Origin of the sequence: Streptomyces sp. WZ.A104, from assembly GCF_002382885.1 — a bacterium.
In the GTDB taxonomy this organism is placed as follows: domain Bacteria; phylum Actinomycetota; class Actinomycetes; order Streptomycetales; family Streptomycetaceae; genus Streptomyces.
In genome coordinates this window covers 46,090-63,248 of record NZ_NWVL01000036.1, presented here as the reverse complement: position 1 = coordinate 63,248, position 17,159 = coordinate 46,090, and the positions used below count along the sequence as shown (strand labels likewise).

Genomic DNA, 17,159 nt, shown 5'->3' with positions numbered 1-17,159 from the left:
GTCACCAGCCCAGTTGGTCGGCGGTCGTTTCGGCGATGGCGGGCGAGCACGTCATGCCACGCCCGCCGGGTCCGGTCACGAGCCAGACCCCGTCGCGCACCTGCTGCCGGTGGACGACTCGGGAGGTGTCCGCGCACTGGGCGTAGACACCTGCCCAGCGGTGGCGGATGCGCGGCAGCGGGCGGCCGAGGAAGGACTCGACGACCCGGACGAGGTGCTCGTACGGCTCCTCGACGGTGTCGAAGGCGAAGGGGTGCTCGTACTCGTGGGTGTCCCCGATGGTCAGCCCGCCGTCGCCACGCTGCACCATGAGGAGTTGCATGCGGTGTTCGGCCGCGACGGGGTCCTGCGGCTGCCCGGTGTTGAGGGCGTCGAGCGCCTCGCTCCGGTACGCGGGGTAGTAGCGGAAGCTGTCGGCGTCGGCGACCGAGGTGGTGAGGGGCTCGCCGAGCGGGTCGGTCTGCATCATCTGGAGGCGGACGCGACGCACGGGCAGTTCGGGCCCGGCGAGTTCGCGGACGAGCCCGCCGAGCCAGGCGCCGGTCGCCAGGATGACGGCGTCGCCGGCGTGGACGTCACCGTGGTCGTCGCGCACCGAAGCGGTTCCGGCGACGTCCCGCACTTCGCGGCCGCCGAGGTAGGTGTAGCGACCCGAGTCCAGCAGCTCCTGCTTCAGGGCGAGTTGGGCGGTGCGTGGTTCGACCGCCGCGTCCCGCTCGCACCACAGGGCAGCGATGTACGCGCCGCGCAGGGCCGGGTTGAGCGCGCGGGCCTCGGCGGCGGTGAGCAGCTTGTAGCCGCGCGCCGCCGCGTCCGGCCGGACGAGCGCCGCCTCGGCGACGGCGACCTCGCGGGCGGTCCGCAGCGGGGTGAGCGAACCACAGGCCCGGAAGCCGAGCCCGGGCACCCGCCGCCCGACCTCCTCCCACAACTCCCGTGCGCGCAGCGCGGTTTCCAGCTCATCGCCACCAGCCCGGCCACTGACCCATATCTGTCCGAAATTGCGGAGCGATGCCCCGCGCGCCTCACTCTCGCGCTCGATCTGTACGACCTCGTGGCCGCGACTGACTGCATGCCAGGCGTGCATGGTTCCCACCACGCCGGCTCCTACGACGATGACTCTCACGGCGGCCACGCTCCTGGGGGCGGGTGTCCCGGGTGCGTCCGGTCACCGACGGGACGGTGAACGACCCATCAAGTTTGGACCAGACCCGTTATCGTTTAGTTACAAGAGGCGGGATGGCCATCACCGCCGGATTCCGACGTCAGCCCCGCCTCGGCCCCGCCACGCAGGTCCGCCGCGGTCCGACCCGGCCCTGCCTCCCCACTCCGCCTCAGTCCCGCCTTCGTCCCGCTTCAGTCCCGCCCTTCGCCCTTCAGATGGGCGGAGAAGGAGAAGCGGTCCCCCCGGAACAGGGTCCGTACCCGCTCCAGCGGCCGCCCCTCCGTGTCCCGGGAGAGCCGGTGGATCAGGAGCATCGGCAGGGCGGGCGGGGTCCCGATGAGCAGGGCCTCGCGGGGCGTCGCGAGGACCGTCTCGATCCGCTCGTCCGCGTCGCCGAAGGCGATGCCGAGGCGTTCGCGGAGGTGGGCGTAGAAGGAGGAGTCGGGGTCGAACCGCGTGTCCAGGTCCGGGACGCGGTCGACGGCGACGTACGTGCTCTCCAGGCCGACCCGCTCGTCGTCGGCGAGCAGCACGCGCTCCAGGTGCCAGACCGGTTCGCCCCGCCCGACCCCGACCTCGGCGGCGAGCGCCTCCGGGCAGGGAAAGCGTTCCAGGCCGATGAGGTTACGGCCGGGCCGTCTGCCCTGGCGGCGGACTCCTTCGGTGTAGCTGGCGAGGGAGAGCGGCTGTTCCAGCTTGGGTCCGGCGACGACGGTCCCGCGCCCCTGCCGCCGCAGCCGCCCTTCCAGGAGCAGTTCGCGCAGGGCCTGGCGGACGGTCTCGCGCGAGACCTCGTGCTGCTGGGCGAGCTCCCGCTCGGTGGGCAGGAACCCGCCCTCGCCCAGCTCGTCCAGCAGCACCGCGATGCGGGCCTTGACGGCGTAGTACTTCGGGATGCGGCCGTGCTCGGGGATGCCGGAGCGGATCGGTGCGCCAGGTGCCTGGCCGTTCGGGTAGTCCACGGCCCGATGGTGGCAGACGTACGTGAACACCTGGGCGGGGGTACGGATAGGAGGGGTACGGATAGGAGGGGTACGGACATACGGGCACGGGGGGGGCGTTCGGTCCGGGCCGTCGGGGTGAGCTGCGGGGGGGGCGGGCGGGGGATTCGCTTCAGGCCGCGCGGGACGGACAGCAGAGGCGGGCGCGGGGCGAGGGTTCGGTGCAGGTCGCGGGCGGATGCCCGGCCCGGGTGGCCGTCAGCCCGCCGTGCGCCGCGAGCGGCGGGCGTAGGCCAGGAGGGCGGTTCCGCCGAGCAGCAGGGCTCCGGCGGTGGCCCCGGCCCAGGCGAGGGATGCCGGCCCGGTGCGGGCGAGTTCGGGGAGCGGTCGGCCGGCACCGTCGCGGGGTGGAAGGCCGGGGCGCTCCTTGCCCCCGTCCCTGCCCCCGCCGTCGCCGCCCCCGGTCTCCGGGAGCGTCTCCTTGCCCGCGCCGGTGCGCCCGGGGTCGGGGCGTTCCGGTTCGCGGACGCTGTCTGTGGCGCCGTCGACGATCACGAACGGGTACTCCTTCGACTCCCCCACCCAGTCACCGTCCTCGCGCCCGCCGCCCTTGGCCTCGTCCCGGTGGATGCGCTGGACGACAGCGGCGTGGGCGGTGACCGGCCCGGGGTCCGTGTCGGAGGTGAACGCCATCCGGACACGTACAGCCACGGTCTTTCCGGCGGGGACGGTGAGCCCTCGGAACGCGTTGTCCGAGTCGCCCGAATCGCGTGCGGCGCCCGCCCTATCGCCCCCGAAGACGCCGATCTGCTCGTCGTGGTCGGTGGTCTCCCAGGCGGCGCGGTGCACGGTGCCGGGACGCCCGGGCTCGGTGAACTCCAGCTGGATCTGCTCCGCGGCCAGCCGTCGGTCGCGGTCGGCGAGGACGAGGACAGGGTGCAGGGCCCGGCAGGAGGCGTCGGTGGTGTTGGTGAGCTCCAGGAACCAGGTGCCGTAACCGCCCCCGGAGGCGTACGTGCCCGGGGCGCCCTGAATCCGGGTCTCGATGGGGAACTCCTTGGCGTCCGGGGCGCCACAGGCGGGCTGCTCGTCGAGGGCCGCGGCCTCGGCGGCTAAGGAGACCTGAGTGGCCGGAGCCGAGAGGGCGGCCGCCTGCGGTCCGCCCAGAAGCACGGCGGGCACCGCGATCCCGGCGGCCAGCCCGAGGGCGGCGAGCACGCGGCAGTCACGCGGCCGCGCACAGGAGGTGGGGGACACAGAGGTGGGGGGCATGAGGGAGGCACCCTTCGCTGCTCGCGAACGACCGGGGCGATGGCCACCGGTGATGACCTCCGACGCAACCACGCGCGCGCGAACCCAGAGAGTCGACATGCCGACCCAATTAATAGGATCACCCGACCGCACCTCGAAGTCCGGCCCCACCCCGAAACCCAGGCCCCACTTCGCCGACCCTCTACGCCCGCTACCCCGCTGCCCTCCACTACCCCCTGCTGCCCCCGCTGGCCGCCTGCCTCCCCCCGGGCCTCTGCCCCAGTCCCCAACCCCCAGCCCCTACCCCCACCCGCCCGAACACCGGCGCGAGCACCAGCTGCGCCGCGCCCTCCGCCACCGGCCGGTCACCACCAGCCGCGACGGTGACGCTCACCCCCGCGCCCGCCCCGCCGCCCCGTGCGGCCCGCTCCTCGATCACGGCCCGGACGCCCCGTACGTACGCGTCCTCGTCGGCCGCCACCGTGCGCCCGCCCAGCACCACCCGGTCGATGTCGAGCAGGCCGACCAGATTCGCCGCGCCCGTTCCGAGGACCCGGGCCGCCTCGCCCCGGTCCCCGCGCGCCTCGGCGGCCAGGCACAGGGCCTCGACGCAGCCGCGCCCCCCGCACTCGCACAGCGGCCCGTCCAGCTGGAGGGTCTGGTGGCCGAACTCGCCCGCGCCCGTCCGCGCGCCCCGGTGCACCTCGCCGCCCAGGACGAGGCCCGCGCCGAGCCCCGTACCGAGGTGGAGGTAGGCGAAGTCACCGCTCGGCCCGCCCCGGGCGAGGGCCAGAGCGAGGGCAGCGGCGTTGGTGTCCTTGTCGACGACGACCGGCAGCCCGGTCCGCTCGGCCAGCGCGTCGCGCAGCGGGTACCCGTCCCACCGCGGGAACCCGGTCACCCGGTGCAGCACGCCGTCCCGGTGATCCAGCGGACCGGGTACCGCGACCCCCACGCCCAGCAACGGCTTGTGAGGCTCGGCCGCGCGCAGGTCCCGTACGGCTTCCGCGGCGTCGCCGAGCACCTTCTCCGCCGGAGCGCCGAAGTCGAGGGGGGCTCTGGTGACCGCGACCGACCGGCCCGCGAGGTCGACCAGAACGGCGGTGAGCCCGTCACGGTCCAGGTGCAGCCCGACGGCGAACTGGGCGTCGGGGACCAGCCGCAGCACCGTGCGCGGCTTGCCGCCGGTGGAGGGGCGCAGGCCCGCACCGGCGGCGAGCCCGTCCTCCCGCAGCCGGGCGGTGATCTTGCTGACGGCCTGCGGGGTGAGGCCGGTGCCCTCGGCCAGCTCCAGCCGGCTGATGCCCTCCGCCCCGGCCCCCCGCAGCAGGTCCAGCACCAGCGCGGCGTTGTGGTGGCGCAGCGCCGGCAGATTCACCCCGGCCGGGGCCTTCGCCCTGCTCGTGTTCACGGTCCACTCCCCTTCACCCGTCCCATTGTGCCGGTCGCTTGCACTTTGGCAACAGCGTTGCTTAAGTGGAAGTCATGACTGTCAACGCCCCCGCCCCTCTCCGCGTGGCCCTCATCGGCTACGGCCTGGCCGGGTCCGTCTTCCACGCCCCGCTGATCGCCGCGACCGGCGGCCTGGTTCTCGACACGATCGTCACGTCGAACGAGGAGCGCCGGGCCGAGGCCCGCGCCGCGTATCCGGACGTGCGGTTCACCGGCTCGCCGGACGAGCTGTGGGAGCGCGCCGGCGAGCTGGACCTCGTCGTGATCGCCGCCCCGAACAAGACGCACGTCCCGCTGGCGACGGCCGCGCTGAAGGCCGGGTTGCCGGTGGTCGTGGACAAGCCGATCGCCGGAACCGGCGCCGAGGCCCGCGAGCTCGCGGCGCTGGCCGAGGAGCGAGGGCTGCTGCTCTCGGTCTTCCAGAACCGCCGCTGGGACAACGACTTCCGTACCCTCGCCGCGCTGATCGCCGACGGCGAGCTGGGCGAGGTGCAGCGCTTCGAGTCCCGCTTCGAGCGCTGGCGGCCGCAGCTGAAGGGCGGCTGGCGCGAGTCGGGCGACCCGGAGGAGATCGGCGGTCTGCTGTTCGACCTGGGCAGCCATGTCGTCGACCAGGCCCTGGTGCTGTTCGGCCCGGCGGTCCAGGTGTACGCGGAGTCCGACATGAGGCGTCCGGGCGCGGCGGCGGACGACGACACGTTCATCGCGATCACCCACGCCAACGGGGTCCGCTCGCACCTGTACGTCAGCGCCACCACGGCCCAGCTCGGCCCGCGCTTCCGGGTGCTGGGCTCGAAGGCGGGCTATGTGAAGTACGGCCTGGACCCGCAGGAGGCCGCCCTGCGCGAGGGCCTGCGCCCGACGGCCCGTGAGCCGTGGGGCGAGGAGGGGCCGGAGCTGTGGGGCCGCCTCGGCTCCGGCGAGTCCCCGCTGACCGGCGGCGGCACCCCGGTCCGTACGCTCCCCGGCGACTACCCCGCGTACTACGCTGCCGTCGCCGCCGCCGTACGCGGCTCGGGCCGGAACCCGGTCACCGCGCTCCAGGCGGCCGCCGCCCTGGACGTACTGGAGGCGGCCCGCCGCTCGGCCCGCGAGGGCGCCTCGGTCACGCTTCTGCCGCACCACGACGAAGAGGAGCAGCACGCATGAGCACCACCTCCTCCCCCACCATCGCCGAGCTGATCGCCCAGGAGCGCCGGCTCACCCTCCCCCGCTTCTCCTGCGACGACGCGCTCGCGCTCGGCAGCCTGCTGGTCGCGCTGGCCCGGGAACGGCATGCCCCGGTGGCGATCGACATCCGGCGCGGCGCGCAGCAGCTGTTCCACGCGGCGCTGCCCGGTTCGAGTGCGGACAACGACGCCTGGATCGACCGCAAGCGCAAGGTGGTCGAGCGGTACGGCGAGAGCTCGTACCTGGTCGGCACCCGGTTCCGCGCGAAGGGAACGACGTTCGAGGAGTCCTCGCGCCTGGACCCGGACACGTACGCCGCGCACGGCGGTTCGTTCCCGATCGCGGTGGAGGGCGCGGGGGTGATCGGCGCGGTCACGGTGTCCGGGCTGCCGCAGGCGGAGGACCACGCGATGGTGGTCGAGGCGCTGGAGCAGTTCACGGCGACGCCGGGGGCGTGAGAGACGTACACGTGGGAGACCTACGCGTGAGAGACGTACGCACGTGAGAGGACGTACGTACGAGGGCGGGTACGGGACCGGCGGATACAGGTACGGCGGCTACAGGACCAGCCGGTACGGGACCGGGGGTGCCGTCACCGGCGAGGTGACAGCGCCCTCCGGGCTCCGCAGGGCCTACGCCCCCTTCAGCTCCTGCCGCTGTCTGCCGAGCCCTTCGACCTCCAGCTCCACCACATCGCCTGCCCTCAGGTACGGCTTCGGCTCGGGCTGCCCCATCGCGACCCCGGCGGGCGTACCGGTGTTGATGACGTCGCCCGGGTAGAGCGCCATGAAGTGGCTGAGGTAGCGGACGACCTCGCCGACCGGGAAGATCTGGTCGGCGGTGGTGCCGTCCTGCTTCAGCTCGCCGTTGACCCAGAGGCGCAGCGGCAGGGCCTGCGGGTCGGGCACCTCGTCGGCGGTGACGAGCCAGGGGCCCAGCGGGTTGAACGTCTCGCAGTTCTTGCCCTTGTCCCAGGTGCCGCCGCGCTCGATCTGGAACTCGCGCTCCGAGACGTCGTGCGCGGTCGCGTATCCGGCGACGTGCGCGAGCCCTTCCTCGGCGGAGCCCAGGTACCGGGCGGTACGCCCGATGACGACCGCCAGCTCGACCTCCCAGTCCGTCTTACGGCTGCCGCGCGGCACGAGCACCGTGTCCTCGGGTCCGACGACGGTGTCGGGGGCCTTGAAGAAGAGGATCGGTTCCGCCGGAATCGCCGCACCCGTCTCGGCGGCGTGGTCGTGGTAGTTCAGCCCGATGCACACGATCTTGCCGATGCGTCCCAGCGGCGGCCCGATGCGCAGCCCCGCCGGATCGAGGGCGGGCAGCACACCGGGCGCGTCGGCGGCCGCCCGTACCCGGGCGAGCGCGGAGGCGTCGGCGAGCAGTTCGCCGTCGATGTCGGGGACAATCCCCGACAGATCACGCAGTGTCCCGTCGCGGTCGAGAAGCGCGGGGCGCTCGGCGCCCGCCGTACCGACTCGAAGCAGCTTCAACGGTCCAACTCCTCTTGGTCGAGGTGAAGCCTTTCGGCGGGGTGCGGCCGACGAAGGGCTTGGCTGATCCTCCAAGAGTTGCGATCACTCCGCAAGACCTCGTTCACACACTGGACCGGAGCACTGACCGGCCGGTTTACGCCGCTGTGGCCATGGCGCCGCCGGGCGCGGACATGTCTCGGTACAGCCAGGCCCGCTCGAAGGCGGTCCAGGTGGTCGTGGTGACGACGTACAGGGCGGCGGCGAGCGGGACGACGGCCACGGTGATCAAGGTCGCGAAGGACAGCAGCGGCATCACCTTCGTCATCGTGTCCAGGCCCGGCATCGGCTGCCCGTCGGGGCCGGTGGCGGGCGTCATCGGGTTGGCTGCCAGCTGCCGCTTGGTCCGTCCGTAGCTGAACGTGGCGACGGCCGCGACGAGCGCGAAGAGCCCCAGGTAGACCCACCCCTGCGCACCGAACACCCCGCCGTGCGCTAGGGCGTCGTGCCAGCGCCCGCCGAGCGGCGCGCCGAGCAGGTCGTGGCTGAGGAGCGCGTTGGGCTCGCCGCCGATGGAGCCGCTGGAGAACAGGTGGTAGAGCAGGAAGAACGCGGGCATCTGGAGCAGGCTCGGCAGGCAGCCGGAGAGCGGCGATACCTTCTCGGCGGCGTGCAGTTCCATGATCGCCTTCTGCATCCGCTCGGGGTTCTTCCCGTGCTTCCTGCGGAGTTCGGCGATCTGCGGCTGGAGACGGCTGCGCGCCTTCTGGCCTCGGGCGGCGGCCCGCGAGAGCGGGTGGACGGCGAGCCGTACTAGGGCGGTGAACAAGATGATCGCGACGGCGGTGGAAGCGCTGTGGAACAGCGGCTGGACCAGGTCGGCGAGGGAGCCGACCAGGCTCGCGAAGGCGGACATGAAGGCGGACATGGGTGAGCCCTCCGGGGGTCTCGTCGTGCCGGGAGAAGTACGTGGTGCTCGGTACTCGGCATGACGACCGGCGTGGAAGGGCGCGGGGCGCTACGGGATGAAGTGCGGGAGCCCTACGCGGCGACGGCGGCCGTCAGGAGGGCATGCCCGGGTGCTCGGGGCCGGGTGCGGCCGCGGGCGTCGGGGTCTCGTTGCGGAAGGAACGCGGTGCGTTGCTCCCGGTCCCTGATGGCCGTACGGACCCGGGTGCGGGGCACCGGCGGCGCGCAGCGGGCGCTGATGACGGAGCAGGCGAGGAGCGCGGATCCGGCCGCGGCGGTGGCTGCGAGCGCGACGGCGGCGGAGAGGCTGCCGCCTTCGGCGAGGAGGACCTCGGTGAGAAGGAGGACGAGGAGTCCGGCGGGCCGGAACAACCGGGCGAACGCGTGCCGCAGGACGTCGGCGTCCCGCATGGCGCTCACCCCCTGTCCGTGGTCCCGTTCATCTTCATCTTTCGTTATACACGACCTTTCCTCGTACACGATGACCGGATTCGCCCAGCGGCACTGCTCGTGCGCGCGTTGTTCACCGCGGGCTCATCGCGGGCTCATCGCGGTGAGCTTCCCCCAGACGACGAGCCGGTAGCGGGAGCTGAACTCGGGGGTGCAGGTGGTGAGCGTCAGGTAGTACCCGGGCTCGCTGTACCCGACGGAGGTCGTGATGTTGCTGCGCGGCACGGGCGCGATGACCCCGCTGTCGGAGGGGGCGGTCCGCGCGAGGCGCTTGTCGACGGTGTACGTGTAGACGGCGTCCCGGGTCTCGACGGTGATCCGGTCGCCGCGCCTCAGCCCGTCGATGCGCCGGAAGGGCTCACCATGGGTGTTGCGGTGCCCGGCGAGCGCGAAGTTCCCGGCCTGCCCGGCCTGTGCGGTGCGGACGTAGTGCCCGACATACCCCCGGTCGAGCACCCCGCCCTTGCTGGTGCCCTCGGCTACGGGGGCGGTGAGGCCGATACGGGGGATGCTCAGTACGGCGTAGGCCTGGTCCCAGCGGGGGGTGGAGGGGCGGGTACGGCTGGCGGAGGCGTCCGGCGCGGCGGGCGCACCGGACGCACGACCGGAGGAAGAAGGACCAGGGCCCCCCACACTCTCCTCCCCCGTATCGGTCCCCATCCCCGTACGGCCGTCACGGTCGTCACGGTCGTCAACGGCAGGAGATTCGTCCCACTCCCGCTGGAGTTCCTGAACGGTCCGCCCGGCGTCCGCGCGCGCTTCCCGGTTGGTCCACCACAGCTGATGAGCGACGAGGAGCAGGAGGACGAGCCCGAGGGTCACGACGAGCTCGGCGGACGCCCAGAGCCCGCGGGCGAGTACGTACCGCGCGTGCCCTCGCACCGCGGGAACCGCCCCGCGCTCCGGCATCGCCGCCACCCTTCTTCAGTCTTCGCGGGGCTGCGCCACCCTGGCGAGGCTTCTCCGACCTGGTCGGGCTTCTCCGACCCGGTGGAGCTTCCCCAACCCTGCGGGCTTCGCCACGCTTGCAGGGACTGTTCCGCTTTGTGAGGCTCTCCGGCCTTGCGGAGCCGGACGTAGCCTCTCCCTCTCCCTCCGCCTCCGGGGGCGCGAACGATAGGGCCAAACCCCACAACTCTCCAGCCTCCTCCCGCTTCTCCTCACTCCTCCTCCTTCGCCCTCTTCTCCCTGCCACGGCTCTCCGGCAGTACCGTGTGATCCATGCGCCCCGACACGCCTGCCGACCACATCACCGAAGCCGAGCGTCTGCTCCGCACCGCGGCGCAGTACCCCGAGGACCACGAACCGCTGATCCTCCAGGCCGCGGCCCATCTGGAACTCGCGGGTGACCGCGCCCGCGCGAGCACGCTCTACGACGACCTCCTCGCCGCCCCCGAGTCCACCGTCGACAAGCCTCACCTGATCAAGGCCCTGAAGGCCGCCAACCTCTGGGAGTACGGCCACGAGGCCGAGGCTCGCGCGATCATCGACGGCCTCCGCACCGCGGGCCCGCTGAACGCGGCGCCGTGGCAGGTGGCCGCCGAGACCCTGGAGGCCCACGACGAGCTGGAGTCGGCACACGATTTCTTCTCGACCGCGCTGACCCTGCTGCTGGCTCCCGGCGAGGAAGTCCCGTACGCGACGCAGTCGCTGCTGACCGGCCGCCACCGGGTACGCCGGCTGATGGGGCTGGACCATGACGCCTGGGACGAGCTGGCGGGCGATCTGCACACCGCCCCGGTCCCCTTGGACGAACTCCACGACCCCAAACGCCTGTGGTCGCTGGGCTCCTCGGACCCGGTCGAGCTGAGGGCCGAGATCGCCCGCCTCCGCGCGGAGCTGGGCACCTACCGCACGGCGCTCTCCCGCCCGTTCCCGGTGGCGGTACTGCACTGGCCCGAGCAGGAACTCCAGGAACTACTGGCCGCCTACCCCGAGTTGACCGAGGAGTACGTGGACCGCGAGACCCACCTGTCCCGCTTGGAGGCATCCCTGCGCGACCTCCACACGACGGGCACCCCGAACCTGGGCATCGTCACGGGCACGGTCCCCTCCTACGAAGCGTTCGCCGCCTCCGAAGCAACGTCCCCGGCCGACCCGGGCCTCCTCCCCCAGTACGCCACTACCCTCGCCGCCCGAGGCCGCGCCACCCCCTGGCCCCCGTCCCGCACTGCGGCCTGCTGGTGCGGGTCGGGGGAAACGTACGTGGCTTGCCACGGGGTCGGGTAACGCTGACTACATGTCCTTGGCAGGGGCCGACAACCGCGATGTGCGATGTCGGCTCCTGCTCGTTCTTGGCAACCATCGCTCCGGCTGTCGGTCCTCCTTGGTACAACTGCACATGTAGTACGCAGCCAAATGAGGGGGACTCTAGGCATGCCCAACGGCATTTCGGACAACGCACCAGTTGCTGGGCTCTACGAGTCGCTCATCACGCATCGACTCGCGGAACGGATGAAGCAGCTCGACGCAACGGGCTGGCGCTCCATCGATGCCTCAGTCGGCCAAGAATCGGCGCCCCATGTGCTTTCCCGCCACATCGGCACCACGGTGCGGCAGGTACTCCAGGGCCTCTCCCCAGCCGAGCAGGTGATTGCGGCCAATCACATTCTGGAATCGCTCAACACCATCGAGGGTGCGACAGAGTGGGTTGATCTCATCACTGATGGACCGCGACAGCTGCTCGCCGTCGCGGAGCAGGAGGCACCAGGCGTTTACGCGATACGCCCCGCAACGCCGTTGTCCGAGACAGCGCTCATTACGAATTCCCCCGAGGACCCCAGTCTGGGCTTCGAGCTGCGCGCCGAGCTGGCCACAGCTGACCGCGTCGACCTCCTGTGCGCCTTCGTGAAGTGGCACGGTCTTCGCGTCCTGGAAAAATCCCTGTCATCGGCGCGCGACCGCGGCGTCCCCATCCGTGTGCTGACAACGACCTACATCGGCGCCACCGAACGACGCGCTCTAGACCGCCTGGTACGAGACTTCGGCGCTGAGGTCAAGGTCAACTATGAGCTCCGCTCCACCCGTCTACATGCCAAGGCGTGGCTCTTCCGCCGTGCCAGCGGCTTCGACACGGCGTACGTCGGCAGCTCCAACCTCTCCAAGGCAGCGCTTCTGGATGGGCTTGAGTGGAACGTTCGCCTTTCCTCCGTCGCTACGCCCTCGGTGATCCGCAAGTTCGAGGCAACCTTCGACGCGTACTGGAGTGAGCCCTCTTTCGAGCCGTACGACCCCGACAAGGACGCACAGCGGCTGGACGACGCTTTGTCCCGTGCCGGTGGCAGCGGTCGCCCCGGCGCTACGAGCATCACCCTCTCCGGTCTGGAGGTTCGACCGTACCCACACCAACGGGACATGCTCGAACGCCTCGAAGTCGAACGCACGGTGCACGACCGGCACCGAAATCTCCTGGTCGCAGCTACAGGCACCGGGAAGACCGTCATGGCGGCTCTGGACTACAAGCGCCTACGCCAGACGCTCGGCCGCGACCTGCGACTACTCTTCGTAGCGCATCGCAAGGAGATCCTTGAACAATCCTTGCGCGTCTACCAGAACGTCCTTATCGATGCAAACTTCGGTGAGCTGTTGTTCAGCGGCGAGATCCCTAACCGCTGGAACCACGTATTTGCCAGTGTCCAGTCGCTCGCCACGCAGGCCCTGGACCGTATCGCTCCGGATCACTTCGACGTCATCGTGATCGACGAGTTTCATCACGGCACATCGCCTACCTACCGCAAGGTCATGGACCACTTCCAGCCTCAGGAACTCCTGGGTCTGACCGCAACCCCGGAACGCATGGATGGCTTGAACATCCAGGACGAGTTCTTCGATGGCCGAATCGCGGCGGAGATGCGGCTCTGGGAGGCGCTGGAGAACGAGCTCCTGAGCCCCTTCCACTATTTCGGCGTCACCGACAACACGGACATGAGCGCTGTCACGTGGAAACGTGGAGCCTACGACTCAACAGCGCTAAGCAATCTGTTCACAGGCAACGACGCACGAGCTCGGCTCGTGGTACAAGCGGTGAAGGACAAGGTCGCCGACCCTGACTCGATGCGTGCCCTGGGATTCTGTGTGTCGGTCGCGCACGCGCACTTCATGGCTGACTTCTTCCGACGGGCAGGCCTCAAGGCCGTCGCACTATCCGGCGAAACTCCGCCACTTGACCGCAAGACCGCCCTTGACGACCTGCGCTCCGGAGCACTCCAAGTCATCTTCTCCGTCGACCTGTTCAACGAGGGCCTCGACATCCCAGACGTCGACACCCTGCTCCTGTTGCGCCCCACGTCCAGCGCCACGGTCTTCCTTCAGCAGTTGGGCCGCGGGTTGCGTCGCACTGAGGACAAGGCGGTCCTCACCGTCTTGGACTTCATCGGTCAGCACCGCAAGGAGTTTCGCTTCGAGGAACAGTTCCGCGCTCTGACGAACCTGACGCGCAACCGACTCCTCAAAAACATCGAGCAGGACTTCCCACAGCTGCCCTCCGGCTGCCAGATCATCCTTGAGACGAAGGCCAAGGAACTGATCATTGACAACATTCGCACACAGATCGCAGTCAATGTCACACAGCTGGCCCGCGAACTTGCTTCCTACGCGACGCCACGCCTTGCAGACTTCCTCAAGGAGAGTGGCCGGGAACTCAAGGAGCTATACCGCGGCAACGGAAACTCGTGGACAGGCCTATTGCGTCGAGCGAAGCTGCTGGACGCCGTCGGCCCTGATGGCGAGTTGCCACTCTTGAAGCGGGTATCGGCCTTCCTGCACGTCGATGACCCACTGCGCGCTACGGTATACAGCAAGCTGCTCGCCGATGATGCTCCCGCCTACGACGAACTCAGCGAGCAGGAGCGGGGGTACGCCCGCATGCTCTTCTTCTCGCTCTGGCCGCTGGGCGGTGGCTTCCCCAGCTACCAAGCGGGGCTGGACTCACTCCACCATCAGCACGCGTTCCGCGACGAGCTGAGGCAAGTACTCGCCCACGTTCTACAGCACGCCGACCATGTTCCAGCGCCGCTCCTCGGCACACACGCCGCCATCCCGCTGACCGTCCACGCCTCGTACAGCCGCGAAGAGATCCTGCCCGCCCTGGGCCAGGCCGCGGTGGACGGCTTCAAGCCGGGCCACTTCCGCGAGGGCGTGAAGTGGTGCGAGAACATCCAAACCGACGCCTTGCTCGTCACCCTAGAGAAAGACGAGAAGGACTTCTCACCCGAGACTCGCTACAAGGACTACGCCCTCAACGACTCACTATTTCACTGGGAGTCACAGAACCAGACATCGGAGAGCTCAACCACCGGCATCCGCTATCAAACCCACAAGGAGAAGGGCACTCACGTCCTCCTCTTCGTGCGCCGATACAAGAAGACAGATATCGGCGGCCCCCAGCCATGGATGCTGTTGGGCCCAGCGGAGTACGTTAAGCACACGGGAAGTAACCCTATGGCGATCGAGTGGAAGCTCTCTCATCAGATTCCGGCCGATGTATTGACCTACTCAGCAATCGCTGCCAGCTGACCAGCTCAACGCGAAGGCAGGCGCTTCAACGCGGGCTTTCGCGTGGCCGGGTGTAGCAATGGCGTCCGAGGCAGACTACTGAGCTTCAAATCGTGGCTGAAGAGGCCCCCAGCGCGTCCCGGTGGCCCGGTGCACCGCCGAACGCCCCATGCGCGAGCTCGGCAACACCGGCGTGGTCCGCGGCGAGCGGGTGATCGCCACGAACCCCGACGTGCACACGGAACGGGCCCCCGACCTCGTAGAGCCGAGAGTCCGGGTTGGCACACCAGGCGGCGTGGGGGCGGAGGTAGAGCCGCGCCCAGGCACACCCGAGGGCGCAATGGCCTCAGAACCGCTGGACCTTCTGGCCTTCCGGAGTCTGATAGCACCCGGAGACGACCGTCAGGCTCAGCTTCGGGGGGGTTCGCTTCGCATAGTGGGTGATATTCACACTGTGCTTCTTCTTGTCATTGTCAGCTGTGAGGTTGATGTTCTTGTTCTTACTCGTGTCGTGCCCATACTCAACGATCTTCCAGCCATGCTTGGGAAGTTCTTCCCTGAGCCGCTCCATCACATCATCGAGCTGACTGGGTGACTCTGGAGTGAAGCTCCAAGGGTGAAAGATTTGAAAGTACTTGTCAGGATCTTTCCCGCCACATTCCGAGACGCCCGGGCCGGTATCTGACCCTTTGCCTCTAATGCCGATCAAATCGTAAATCTCACTGGAGACTTTCTCTGCCTCGTCAGCGGCAGCGAGCGATGTGCTGGTACCTGCCAAGGGTAGGTCATCGGATTTCTTGGCGTCAGTCATGCTGCATCCGGTAAGGGTAGTGAGAGCGATGAACAAGGTGAGCGCTTGTGCGCCCAGTCTGGTTTTCACGATGAGCCTCAGTGGGTCGGGCCGGAACACGGGCCGGTCGATACGGTCGGTAGTCGCGTGGGCTGGTGCTCAGATGGTCTGGCGTCCCGTCGTACGCCTGAAGCTCTATCGCGCCCTTGTGTATGCAGAAGGCAGCGGTTCGAGCTTGACGTCGTCGTCGTGCCCTGCGACCACCAGGCCCTGATTCCGGAGGCTCTGGGTGTTCTCTTTCCAGTAGTCACTGTGGCCACTGGTGTCTGTCGTCATCTGATTGGCGCCGAAGACGGGGTCACTTGGGATGATCCATACGCCGTCCCGGTCGTTCCCCCCATGACCGAATCGACCAATGTCCGGGACCACGTCCCAGTCCGCTTCCTGGTTCCAGACGTGCCCCTTCGGAACATCCAGCTGCTCGGCCTTGCTGACCTGGACCCCAGGACTGCCGGCAAGGATCACATCATCCGCGTTCAGCTCACCCTGCCGGGCTGCGGAACCAATGAGGGTCGTTCCGTACGAATGACCGATTGCCGTGCGATGCGGGTCCGACTCGGCTGTATGCGAGACGTCGAGGCCGTCGAGGAAGCGGTTGTAGGCAGGCGCACCGTCGTCCGCGTAATGACTGAATGGCGAATCCTTCACGATGCTCTGCGGTGCGTCATATCCGAGCCACGTAATCGTGGAAACCGATGCCCCATCAGCCTCGTCGGTGGCCACACGCCACACATTTGCCATCCGATTGATATCTCCACTGATGCTACTCAGATTCGACGTCGTGCCCGGTACGTACACCGCCTGGTGATCAGCCGTGTCAGGGTTCCCGTTCGCGACGATGGCACGACCGTTGCCTTCCGTGCTGAACCCAAGCAGGTACGCCTCGGGAAGACCCTTGATGCCGGTCGAGTCGAAGCGCTCCTGAATGCTCTTCATCCCGTCACGAGACTTGATGAGCTCCGCGTGCCGCTCACCATATTTCTCGTGCCACTTGGTCCAATTGTCGTTCTGGATGACGGCCGGGTAGGTGCCGTTGGGGTTGGGAGAGTACCTCGTGGGCTCCGGCATCCTTTCGAGTTCCAGCTCTACACGTGCCCTGGCTTGCGCCAGCACTGCACGGTTGGCCTCGTCACGAGTCTCAGCAGGCAGACCGTCCAACGCTCCGACCACGGCAGCGTTCAAAGCTAGGTGAGCGGACTGCTCCTCAAGTGCGAGCCCCTTCCACCATGACGCGTTGTCCTTCGGGCTGCCGTCCTTCGGCGGCTCCGGGAGGGAGTCGAGGTAGCCCTTGCCCGCCTCGCGGACACCTCCCAGGTCCGACTGTGTGTCGGCCCAGTCGCGCTTGGAGACGACCAAGTCGTCGTCGGCCTTCAGCGCACGCAGCTTCGGTGCCCATTTGGCATCCGCGTCCGTGGCTTCCTTCAAGGCGTCGGCGATCCGGTTGGCATAGGCCATCGCCCTGCCGTAGTTCGGGTTCGGGTGGATGTTGGCCGCCTGGCGCTCCAGCGCGTCGGACATAGGGCTGCCCCCGGCGCTCCCGGTCACCGTGCCGCCGTCGGCGGGCTTCTCGTCACCGGGCTTCTTGCCTGCCGGATACGAAACGGATCCGTCGGGGTTGACCGAGCAACCGTCGGCCCGGGCGTCCTCGACAGCCGCCTCCAGCTTCCGCTTGGCCGCTGCCATGTCGAATGCGAGACCACTCAGCGCGGTGCTCACCAGGCCGCACTCGGTCTGCGCGTAGTGGAAATTCGCCGACAGTTTCTTGAGCTCGTCGAGAGCAGCCTTCGCTGCCTCGCCCTGCAGCTGGTTGCGGACCCCCGCGCTAATCTGGTTGTCGATCGTGTCCTTGGCCGTGGAGGCCATGTCACCGGTCGCCCGGTATCCGTCCGCGGCCTCTTCGTACTCGGACGGCTTGAAGGCTTTCAACGTGGCCAGGTTCATGAGCT

14 protein-coding genes are annotated in these 17,159 nt (G+C 69.1%); 4 read left to right on the top strand and 10 right to left on the bottom strand.

Features of this window, described 5'->3' with window-relative positions; translation table 11 throughout:
* Position 1: 1 nt before the first annotated feature.
* The 4 genes from CIB93_RS20265 to CIB93_RS20250 all read right to left on the bottom strand — a co-directional run bounded on the left by CIB93_RS20265 (position 2) and on the right by CIB93_RS20250 (position 4,768).
* Complete coding sequence (locus CIB93_RS20265) at positions 2–1,126, bottom strand: TIGR03364 family FAD-dependent oxidoreductase (protein WP_096628647.1); 1,125 nt, start codon at positions 1,124–1,126, stop codon at positions 2–4.
* Positions 1,127–1,356: 230 nt separating this feature from the next.
* The gene (locus tag CIB93_RS20260) at positions 1,357–2,127 is read right to left on the bottom strand and encodes a GntR family transcriptional regulator (protein WP_096628646.1); all 771 of its coding nucleotides are present in this window, start codon (positions 2,125–2,127) and stop codon (positions 1,357–1,359) included.
* Positions 2,128–2,364: 237 nt separating this feature from the next.
* A complete protein-coding gene (locus CIB93_RS20255) occupies positions 2,365–3,378 on the bottom strand; it encodes a peptidase (RefSeq protein WP_257002265.1) in 1,014 nt (337 codons plus the stop codon).
* Between the two features lie 208 nt (positions 3,379–3,586).
* Entirely contained in the window at positions 3,587–4,768 is a 1,182-nt protein-coding gene (locus CIB93_RS20250; RefSeq protein WP_257002264.1) for an ROK family transcriptional regulator, read from the bottom strand.
* 74 nt (positions 4,769–4,842) lie between these two features.
* On the opposite strand from CIB93_RS20250, the gene CIB93_RS20245 reads away from it, so the two are divergent.
* Positions 4,843–5,958, top strand: coding sequence for a Gfo/Idh/MocA family oxidoreductase (locus CIB93_RS20245; RefSeq protein WP_096628645.1), 1,116 nt, complete (start codon positions 4,843–4,845; stop codon positions 5,956–5,958).
* Positions 5,955–6,437 (top strand): heme-degrading domain-containing protein, encoded by a 483-nt coding sequence (locus tag CIB93_RS20240; RefSeq protein WP_096628643.1) that lies wholly within the window; start codon positions 5,955–5,957, stop codon positions 6,435–6,437. The genes CIB93_RS20245 and CIB93_RS20240 overlap by 4 nt, the downstream gene beginning before the upstream one ends.
* Before the next feature lie 174 nt (positions 6,438–6,611).
* Here CIB93_RS20240 and CIB93_RS20235 read toward each other — a convergent pair whose 3' ends face one another.
* The 4 genes from CIB93_RS20235 to CIB93_RS20220 form a co-directional block, all read right to left on the bottom strand.
* Positions 6,612–7,472 carry a fumarylacetoacetate hydrolase family protein gene (locus tag CIB93_RS20235; protein ID WP_096628642.1) on the bottom strand — a complete coding sequence of 287 codons (861 nt, stop codon included), beginning with the start codon at positions 7,470–7,472 and terminating at the stop codon, positions 6,612–6,614.
* Positions 7,473–7,608: 136 nt separating this feature from the next.
* The gene (locus tag CIB93_RS20230; protein WP_096628640.1) at positions 7,609–8,379 is read right to left on the bottom strand and encodes a YidC/Oxa1 family membrane protein insertase; all 771 of its coding nucleotides are present in this window, start codon (positions 8,377–8,379) and stop codon (positions 7,609–7,611) included.
* Positions 8,380–8,492: 113 nt separating this feature from the next.
* Complete coding sequence (locus CIB93_RS20225; protein ID WP_096628639.1) at positions 8,493–8,831, bottom strand: DUF6412 domain-containing protein; 339 nt, start codon at positions 8,829–8,831, stop codon at positions 8,493–8,495.
* A 123-nt stretch (positions 8,832–8,954) separates the two neighbouring features.
* Entirely contained in the window at positions 8,955–9,779 is an 825-nt protein-coding gene (locus tag CIB93_RS20220) for a class E sortase (RefSeq protein WP_096628637.1), read from the bottom strand.
* 312 nt (positions 9,780–10,091) lie between these two features.
* On the opposite strand from CIB93_RS20220, the gene CIB93_RS20215 reads away from it, so the two are divergent.
* Both CIB93_RS20215 and CIB93_RS20210 read left to right on the top strand, forming a co-directional pair.
* Complete coding sequence (locus CIB93_RS20215; RefSeq protein ID WP_096628636.1) at positions 10,092–11,099, top strand: SEC-C domain-containing protein; 1,008 nt, start codon at positions 10,092–10,094, stop codon at positions 11,097–11,099.
* 147 nt (positions 11,100–11,246) lie between these two features.
* A complete protein-coding gene (locus tag CIB93_RS20210) occupies positions 11,247–14,384 on the top strand; it encodes a DUF3427 domain-containing protein (protein WP_096628634.1) in 3,138 nt (1,045 codons plus the stop codon).
* A gap of 325 nt (positions 14,385–14,709) precedes the next feature.
* Here the strand turns inward: CIB93_RS20210 and CIB93_RS20205 are convergent, their stop codons facing one another.
* Positions 14,710–15,174 (bottom strand): hypothetical protein, encoded by a 465-nt coding sequence (locus CIB93_RS20205; RefSeq protein WP_257002263.1) that lies wholly within the window; start codon positions 15,172–15,174, stop codon positions 14,710–14,712.
* Between the two features lie 174 nt (positions 15,175–15,348).
* Positions 15,349–17,154: an alpha/beta hydrolase gene (locus CIB93_RS20200; protein ID WP_096628675.1), complete on the bottom strand. Its 1,806-nt coding sequence runs from the start codon at positions 17,152–17,154 to the stop codon at positions 15,349–15,351.
* Between the last annotated feature and the right edge of the window lie 5 nt (positions 17,155–17,159).

Coding starts and splice junctions, on each gene's coding strand:
- CIB93_RS20255 (WP_257002265.1), bottom strand. CDS start 3,378: ATGCCCCCCACCTCTGTGTCCCCCACCTCCTGTGCGCGGCCGCGTGAC.
- CIB93_RS20245 (WP_096628645.1), top strand. CDS start 4,843: ATGACTGTCAACGCCCCCGCCCCTCTCCGCGTGGCCCTCATCGGCTAC.
- CIB93_RS20240 (WP_096628643.1), top strand. CDS start 5,955: ATGAGCACCACCTCCTCCCCCACCATCGCCGAGCTGATCGCCCAGGAG.
- CIB93_RS20230 (WP_096628640.1), bottom strand. CDS start 8,379: ATGTCCGCCTTCATGTCCGCCTTCGCGAGCCTGGTCGGCTCCCTCGCC.
- CIB93_RS20225 (WP_096628639.1), bottom strand. CDS start 8,831: ATGCGGGACGCCGACGTCCTGCGGCACGCGTTCGCCCGGTTGTTCCGG.
- CIB93_RS20220 (WP_096628637.1), bottom strand. CDS start 9,779: ATGCCGGAGCGCGGGGCGGTTCCCGCGGTGCGAGGGCACGCGCGGTAC.
- CIB93_RS20215 (WP_096628636.1), top strand. CDS start 10,092: ATGCGCCCCGACACGCCTGCCGACCACATCACCGAAGCCGAGCGTCTG.
- CIB93_RS20210 (WP_096628634.1), top strand. CDS start 11,247: ATGCCCAACGGCATTTCGGACAACGCACCAGTTGCTGGGCTCTACGAG.
- CIB93_RS20205 (WP_257002263.1), bottom strand. CDS start 15,174: ATGACTGACGCCAAGAAATCCGATGACCTACCCTTGGCAGGTACCAGC.
- CIB93_RS20200 (WP_096628675.1), bottom strand. CDS start 17,154: ATGAACCTGGCCACGTTGAAAGCCTTCAAGCCGTCCGAGTACGAAGAG.